Origin of the sequence: Tenacibaculum agarivorans, assembly GCF_001936575.1 — a bacterium.
Taxonomy (GTDB): Bacteria; Bacteroidota; Bacteroidia; order Flavobacteriales; family Flavobacteriaceae; genus Polaribacter; species Polaribacter agarivorans.
In genome coordinates this window covers 210,470-218,945 of sequence record NZ_MSMP01000005.1, presented here as the reverse complement: position 1 = coordinate 218,945, position 8,476 = coordinate 210,470, and the positions used below count along the sequence as shown (strand labels likewise).

The window sequence follows — 8,476 nt, the reverse complement described above, 5'->3', positions numbered from 1 at the left end:
ACTTCCTGTATAATAAAAATTACCTGAACTTAAAGTTGGTAAGGTATAACTACCACATGCTGAAACATCGGATAAACTATCAACACTTAGTAAGCCACTAAGTGTTACCGTAAAACTAGTCTCATTATTACAACTAGCTGTACCAGTATAAATATAAATCGTTTGACTACTTGTAATAACATCTCCTGCATTTAATAATGTTCCTGTTCCTCCTCTTCCTGTGTAATAAAAATTACCTGAACTTAAAGTTGGTAAGGTATAGCTACTACATGCTGAAACATCAGATAAACTGTCAACACTTGGTAAGCCGCTAAGCATTACCGTAAAACTACTCTCATTATTACAACTAGCTGTACCAGTATAAATATAAATCGTTTGACTACTTGTTATAACATCTCCGGCATTTAATAAAGTTCCTGTTCCACCGCTTCCTGTGTAATAAAAGTTGCCTGTACTTAAAATTGGTAAGGTATAATTACTACATTCAGAAACATCAGACAAACTGTCAACACTTGGTAAGCCACTAAGTGTTACGGTAAAACTACTCTCATTATTACAACTAGCTGTACCTGTATAAATGTAAATTGTTTGACTACTTGTTATAACATCTCCGGCATTTAATAAAGTTCCTGTTCCACCGCTTCCTGTGTAATAAAAATTACCTGAACTTAAAGTTGGTAAGGTATAGCTACTACATTCAGAAACATCAGATAAACTGTCAACACTTGGTAAGCCGCTAAGTGTTACTGTAAAACTACTCTCATTATTACAACTAGCTGTACCGGTATAAATATAAATCATCTGACTACTTGTAATAACATCTCCTGCATTTAGCAATGTTCCCGTTCCACCGCTTCCTGTATAATAAGAATTGCCTGTTCTTAAAGTTGGTAAGGTATAGCTACTACATTCAGAAACATCAGATAAACTGTCAACACTTGGTAAGCCACTAAGTGTTACGGTAAAACTACTCTCATTATTACAACTAGCTGTACCTGTATAAATATAAATCGTCTGACTACTTGTAATAACATCTCCTGCATTTAATAAAGTTCCTGTTCCACCGCTTCCTGTATAATAAAAATTACCTGAACTTAAAATTGGTAAAGTATAACTACTACATGCTGAAATATCAGATAAACTGTCAACACTTGGTAAGCCGCTAAGTGTTACCATAAAACTACTCTCATTATTACAACTAGCTGTACCAGTGTAAATATAAATCGTCTGACTACTTGTAATAACATCTCCTGCATTTAATAAAGTTCCTGTCCCACCACTTCCTGTGTAATAAGAATTACCTGTACTTAAATTAGGTAAGGTATAGCTACTACATTCAGAAACATCAGATAACCTATCAACACTTGGTAAGCCGCTAAGCGTTACCGTAAAACTACTCTCATTATTACAACTAGCTGTACCTGTATAAATATAAATTGTTTGACTACTTGTAATAACATCTCCTGCATTTAGCAATGTTCCTGTTCCTCCACTTCCTGTGTAATAAGAATTACCTGTACTTAAATTAGGTAAGGTATAGCTAATACATTCAGAAACATCAGATAACATATCAACAGTAGGTTTTACAGATCCTCCATCTGTAATACCCCATAGATCAGAAACAATCATATTTTCTCTTGCCGCTTCTCCTAAACAATACTTACTATTTCCTCCACTGAATACTACACCAGTTTCAAGACTTTGGCTATTCCAACCAATTAGCAAAGCATCATAATTTGATGTAGATAGAGTCACTCCATCAAACATACCTGTAGCGTCGGCAACCTCAGATACATCCCAATCCTCCAGATTTTGATCAAAAGCTACTGCTCCATTAAACATGTTTGATATATTGGTTACATTACTAGTATCCCAAGTACTAATATCTTGATTAAAATTAATCGCTCCTTCAAACATGGAAATAGCGTTTTCAAAACTGTTGATTAAAGATGTATTTATAAGAGAACTAATATCTCCATTAAAACTTGTGGCGTTTTTAAACATCGATGACGTGTCTTGAACAAGGGATAATCTCCAAGAAGAGAGATCTTGATTAAAATTAACAGCCCCTTCGAACATAGAAGTAGTATCTCTAAATCCTACAACACTCCAACTATTTAATGGTTGATTAAAGCTTGTTGCATTTTTAAACATTGAGGATACATCTTTAGCTATTGTAACAAACCAATTATCAATATTTTGATTAAAACTAATAGCTCCTTCAAACATAGAAGATAAGTTTTCTACTCCTCCAATATTCGAGGACCATCCATCAAGGGGTTGATTAAAACTAATTGCATTTTTGAACATTGATGAACAGTCATCAACCTGACCGAAATCCCAATCATTAATATTTCTATTAAAGCTGGCTGCTCCTTCAAACATAGAACTTAAAGATTTCAGACCATCTGGAATTCTCCATCCTGGAAGATAACCATTAAAAGAAGTTGCTTCTCTAAATACCCCTTCCATTGAGTTAACATTTCTTAAATCTGGAGTATCGATAAAACTATTCGTTATATCTAATTTAGAGCAACCATAAAACGCATGGGTCATTTCTTCCCATTCTATATCTCCCCATTGTTCTATAGTCAATATTTTATCTTTATCTCCCGAATTATTAAAAAATATAGCTGGAAAATCTCCTGTAATACGGACTACATAAATTCCTGGTGTAACATAACTATGTGTTGCATCGCCTATAACCCCTGTAGTTATGTTACCATCTCCCCAATCCACATTATAATTATAAGTTCCTATAGTTAATATTGTCGGAATTCTAATCCTTTCATTAACAGTAGTAGTTTCCCATGTTGTAATGAATGGTCTTTGAGCAGAAACAATGAAACTGAATACAGAGAATACAAGAAATATGATAAACTTTTTCAATATGACATGTTTTAGATTTCATAACAATATTAATTACCTCTGTTAAATAAATTTTGTGTGTTTATAAAATCGTGCAGAAAACAAGAATATATGTATAAGTTTAATCTATATACGCAAAAAAGCCCGCAATATGCGGGCTTTTCAATATTATGTGATAACTGCTTACTTACCTTCAGCAGCTTTCTTAGCTTCTTTCTTAAGTTTTAAATTTTCCCAGATAGTTCCTCCAATCCAATAAGGAACTACAAATGTTAATAAGAATATTAACAACCAAAAACCAATTGTAAAAATGAACATAAACAATACGAATCCTGAAAACTCTGAAAAATTTAACATTTGTTTTTTTTGAAAATTACTGAAGGCAAATTTAGTACATATTTTATTATTTTTCTAATTATTCTTATAAATATTTCATATTACAATTCTTGTAGTTTTCTTAACTTTGATCACTGTTTAAAATTAATAATACAATAATGGAATATAGAATTGAAAAAGACACCATGGGTGAAGTAAAAGTACCCGCAGATAAATACTGGGGTGCGCAAACAGAACGCTCAAGAAATAACTTTAAAATTGGTCCAGCTGGAACTATGCCTTTAGAAGTAGTATACGGTTTTGCGTATTTGAAAAAAGCTGCAGCATACACCAATTGTGAGTTAGGTGTATTAGCTGAAGAGAAACGTGATTTAATTGCTCAGGTTTGTGATGAAATTTTAGCAGGTAAGCACGATGATCAATTTCCATTAGTCATTTGGCAAACTGGTTCTGGTACTCAAAGTAACATGAACGTAAATGAAGTAATTTCAAATAGAGCACATGAAATAGCTGGAAAGAAAATCGGTGAAGGTGATAAAACAATTCAACCGAATGATGACGTAAACAAATCGCAGTCATCTAATGATACTTTCCCTACAGGAATGCATATAGCTGCCTATAAAAAGGTTGTTGAAGTTACCATTCCTGGTGTTGAGCAATTAAGAGATACATTACAAGCAAAATCAGAAGCATTTGCAGATGTGGTTAAAATTGGACGTACGCATTTAATGGATGCTACTCCCCTAACCTTAGGCCAAGAATTTTCTGGATATGTAGCGCAATTAAACTTCGGATTAAAAGCATTAAAAAATTCTTTAGCACATTTAAGCCAACTAGCTTTAGGAGGTACTGCGGTAGGTACTGGTTTAAATACTCCTGCTGGATATGATGTTTTAGTAGCTAAATATATAGCAGACTTTACAGGATTACCATTTATTACTGCAGAAAATAAATTTGAGGCATTAGCTGCACACGATGCTTTAGTAGAAACACACGCAGCTTTAAAACAATTAGCTGTTTCTTTAAATAAGATCGCTAATGATATTCGTTTAATGGCTTCAGGACCTCGTTCTGGTATTGGTGAATTAATTATTCCTGCAAATGAACCTGGTTCTTCTATTATGCCTGGAAAAGTAAACCCTACACAAGCTGAAGCTATAACAATGGTTTGTGCGCAAGTAATGGGTAATGATGTTGCTGTAACTGTTGGAGGAACACAAGGACACTATGAGTTAAATGTATTCAAACCAATGATGGCGGCTAACGTTTTACAGTCTGCTCAATTAATCGGAGATGCTTGTACTTCATTTGATGTAAATTGTGCTGCTGGTATTGAACCAAACAGAACCAGAATTACTGAGTTATTAAATAATTCATTAATGTTAGTTACCGCATTAAACACTAAAATAGGTTATTACAAAGCTGCAGAAATTGCAAATACTGCACATGCTAATGGAACTACATTAAAAGAGGAAGCTATTAATTTAGGTTATGTTACTGCTGAAGAGTATGATGAGTGGGTAAAACCTGAAGATATGACTGGAAGTTTGAAGTAATAAACTTTCTTTGTAGTTAAATATATTAGAGCCACAACTTCATGTTGTGGTTTTTTAATATAAAATTAACTGACTTTAAACCATTTACTAACAAATATGCTTGTAATCTATACACTTTCGAATAGTTGGCACGCTGTTTGAAAACAGCCTATGTATTATTTAATAACAAACTTATGAAATTAAGAACACTACTATTTTTATGTCTTTGTATTACCGTTTCTTCTTTTAGTCAAAAGAAAACGAAGTATGCTACTTTTAAAAAAGAATTGGATCAAAAAAAATATTCAACAGAAGTTGTTTTAGATAAAGCTTTGAACTATTCTTCTCATAATGACATTTACGTTTCAGAATTGATAGATGCTTGTCGTTTTTTCTCAAATGATAGAAGAAAATATAGAATTTGCGTTAATGCTTATCCTAATATAATTGATAAAAGAAATTTTTTTCAAGTATACGATCTTTTCAGAAATTTCTCTTTCGCTATGCAACTGTATCATAATACACAAGCGAATCAAAATGCTATTTCTCAAATAGATTACCCGAATGCGGAGTACTACAGAGGTCCTACAACTAGCAATTGTAATCAACCTATGCCAGCATATCAGTTTAGAAGTATTTATAATGAAATTGGTAATCGAAGAAATCAGAGCACTTATAATTTAAAAGATATCATTTCAAATAATTGTTTAAGTACTAAGCAAATCATGAAATTGACTGAAAAACTACAAACGAATAGAGATAGATTTGAAATATTAAAATTCTCTTTCCCATTTTCTTATGATCTTGAGAACTTTTATTATACTGAACAACTAATTGATGATAAATACTTAAAACAACAGTTACATAGATTTATAGATCAGGAAATAACTCAACTCAATAACCATTCTGACTTTGATGATTGTAGACCTTTACCTCAAAATGAATACGATTATGTTTTACAATCTATAAAAGATGTAAGATTTACTAAAGAGCGTATGAAACTGGCTAAGCAACATATAGAACGCAATTGCTTTTCAGTAGCTAGAATTAGAGCTATTGTAAATGAGTTTAACTTTGGTAAAGATAAATTAGAACTTCTAAAATTTAGCTTTCAATATTGTCATAATAAAGATCAATATTACAAGTTAAAGGAAACTTTAAGTTTTTCTAGAGAGAAAAGAGAATTCGATCAGTTTCTATTGCAGCATTAACATTAAATAATTTTAAATATTAAAAAACAGAACCACAACTAATATTGTGGTTCTGTTTTTTAATATTTTCTATATAAAATTTATGAATAAAAACGCCTGTGATTTTAAAAATTATATTGAATAGAAGCTTTAAAGAAAAATGGAGTTCCAGGTGTAAAATGAATTTCCTCAACAGGAGTAGTTTCACTTTGTAATCTAGACTCAGTAGCAAATTGAGTTTCGTTCCAATCAGTATCAAATAAATTTTGAATTTGTACTCCCAAACTTACATCCTTCCATCTATATCCCATATTTAAATCCGCAACAGTATATCCTTCTGCAACAATAGAATTATCTTCATTTGCTGGACGATCATCTAAATAACGAACATTTATTCCTCCATAGAATCCTGATTCTAAATTAACATTTAATCCACTCACTAAAGTAAAATCTGGAGCTAATGGAATAAAATTCTGACCATCTGGATCGTTTATAGAACGGCCATGTGTATAATTAGCATCTATATTCCAATACAACCAAGACATAGGCTGGTAACGATAGCTTAAATCAATTCCCTGACGTCTAGTTTCTCCACTTGGTTCTACAATACCTGCATCTCCTACATATACAAACTCTTGCTCAAGATATAAATACCAATACGCTAGGTTAAAAAGCATTTTAGAAGTAGGTTTCCACACAAACCCTGCATCAAAACCATAACTTGCCGGTAAAATTTCTATGCCTTCTTCTGCTACAACACCTCTTGTATCATTAGAATGAAATCCTTTACCTGTTTTTAGGTATAACTGTAATTTATCTGATGAGTTATAAATTACATTTAACTTTGGACTTACAATAGCATTCGTTTCTTTTTGCGTTTGATACTGAGTCAATAACGCGTCATTGTATTGAAAATTAAAATAATCTAAACGAACTGATGGATTAAACATCCATTTCCCTACTTCTAAAGTAGTACCAACATATGCACCTATATCAGTTTCATTTATATCTCCTGATTGAATTTGCTGTAATGTCTGCTTACGATTTAATGTACGTGATAATTCATTACCTACACTACGATCATTTCGTAAACTAATACCTGCTGTAAAATATCCATCAACTTTATCTCCGTAAAATTGTTTTTTATATTCACTATTGAAACCAAAAATAGTACGATCTTCCTTTTGTTTAATCTGATCTCCATTAACCGGATCTTCTAAAAAAAACGTAAAATTAGAGAATAACTCAAAGTCATATTTACTGATGAATGCAGAACTCTTTAAAGATTCTTTATCACTAATCATTTTATCGTAGTTGATTAAAACATTGCTACGTGACGTATTTCCTCCCTCTGTATCATCTATAGCTCCAAAACGAGTAATTAATCCACTATCTACTGCACGCTGTGGAATTTGACCAGAAGCATCCCATTTACTTGTAAAATGAGAAAAAGTAACTCCTACTTTATCTGTTGGATTAACATAACCTGAATATTTACCGAATATATTAATTCTACTAAAGTTTTGTGGACTTTCAAAAGGTCCATCTGTTGCTATATATTCTGAAGCTACATAAGCATTATGTTTTGCTTCATCTAATACATTAAACATTCCTAATAAACGAAATGTATCAAATTGTCCACCTTCTAATTTAATTGTACTCCTGTCTAAACTTTCTTTCGTTTCAAAATTTACATATCCGGCAGTAGTAAAGTTTCCTTTATCTTCATAATATGCTCCTTTACCAAAATCTATATTCTCTATTGTTTCTGGAATTACAAAGTGTAAATCAGAGTATCCTTGACCATGCGCATGCGATACCATATTTACAGGTAATCCATCTACAATAAGGTTAATATCTGTACCATGGTCAATATCAAATCCTCTTAAAAATATTTGTTCTGCTTTACCTCCACCTGCATGTTGACCAATAAAAAGTCCTGGTACTTTTTTAAGAATATCTTGAGAAGAATTAACAGGATCTGTTTGAATATCTATAGCAGTAATAATATTTAATGTATTTACTTTAGGAGCTAAAACAACCTCTTCTAAAGCTATGGATTTAGGCTTTAAAATTATAGTTACTAATTCATCTATATTTTCTACCACAAAAGACATTCCTTCATATCCAATATGTGAAAAATATAAAGTATCTCCTCTAGACACATTCTCTAAGATAAAATTTCCAAACTCATCAGAATGGGTATGCTTATCAGTAGTTTTATTTAAAACATTTACTTCTTGCAGGGGGTGTTTCTTTCCATTTATCACCTTTCCTTTTAAAGTTTGTGCTGTTAGTTGAAGTGAAACTAAGCACAAGATGATTGTGAATATCGTAGCTTTCATGTTAAAAAAATTGACTTATTATCAAAAAAAACAGCAATCATTTCATTCATCTAATCACAATACAGATTCAGAATATAAATTTCATAATTTGTATATAATTAAAAAAAGAAGAAACTGCCATTTTACTGGGACGAAGCTACAAAACAGGCAGTATTTACATAATATATAATTTGTTAAAATTTCTTAATAATATATACTTAAG

At 31.7% G+C, this 8,476-nt stretch carries 5 protein-coding genes; 2 read left to right on the top strand and 3 right to left on the bottom strand.

The genetic code is table 11. The features are described 5' to 3' along the window. Both BVC87_RS05790 and BVC87_RS23665 read right to left on the bottom strand, forming a co-directional pair. On the bottom strand, positions 1 to 2,889 hold a 2,889-nt coding region (locus BVC87_RS05790; protein ID WP_143569723.1), incomplete at its 3' end, for a BspA family leucine-rich repeat surface protein. Between the two features lie 162 nt (positions 2,890 to 3,051). Next, the gene (locus tag BVC87_RS23665; protein WP_200799164.1) at positions 3,052 to 3,225 is read right to left on the bottom strand and encodes a hypothetical protein; all 174 of its coding nucleotides are present in this window, start codon (positions 3,223 to 3,225) and stop codon (positions 3,052 to 3,054) included. A 137-nt stretch (positions 3,226 to 3,362) separates the two neighbouring features. On the opposite strand from BVC87_RS23665, the gene fumC reads away from it, so the two are divergent. Beyond that, complete coding sequence (fumC, locus tag BVC87_RS05785; protein ID WP_075341411.1) at positions 3,363 to 4,760, top strand: class II fumarate hydratase; 1,398 nt, start codon at positions 3,363 to 3,365, stop codon at positions 4,758 to 4,760. 173 nt (positions 4,761 to 4,933) lie between these two features. Next, positions 4,934 to 5,950, top strand: a complete 1,017-nt coding sequence (locus BVC87_RS05780) for a DUF4476 domain-containing protein (protein WP_075341410.1) — start codon at positions 4,934 to 4,936, stop codon at positions 5,948 to 5,950. A 104-nt stretch (positions 5,951 to 6,054) separates the two neighbouring features. Here the strand turns inward: BVC87_RS05780 and BVC87_RS05775 are convergent, their stop codons facing one another. Further along, positions 6,055 to 8,274, bottom strand: a complete 2,220-nt coding sequence (locus BVC87_RS05775; protein WP_075341409.1) for a TonB-dependent receptor — start codon at positions 8,272 to 8,274, stop codon at positions 6,055 to 6,057. Positions 8,275 to 8,476: the final 202 nt, after the last annotated feature.

Bases quoted from the DNA above. Each gene is read 5' to 3' on its own strand.
- BVC87_RS05780 (WP_075341410.1), top strand. From the start codon at position 4,934: ATGAAATTAAGAACACTACTATTTTTATGTCTTTGTATTACCGTTTCT.
- BVC87_RS05775 (WP_075341409.1), bottom strand. From the start codon at position 8,274: ATGAAAGCTACGATATTCACAATCATCTTGTGCTTAGTTTCACTTCAA.
- BVC87_RS23665 (WP_200799164.1), bottom strand. From the start codon at position 3,225: ATGTTAAATTTTTCAGAGTTTTCAGGATTCGTATTGTTTATGTTCATT.
- fumC (WP_075341411.1), top strand. From the start codon at position 3,363: ATGGAATATAGAATTGAAAAAGACACCATGGGTGAAGTAAAAGTACCC.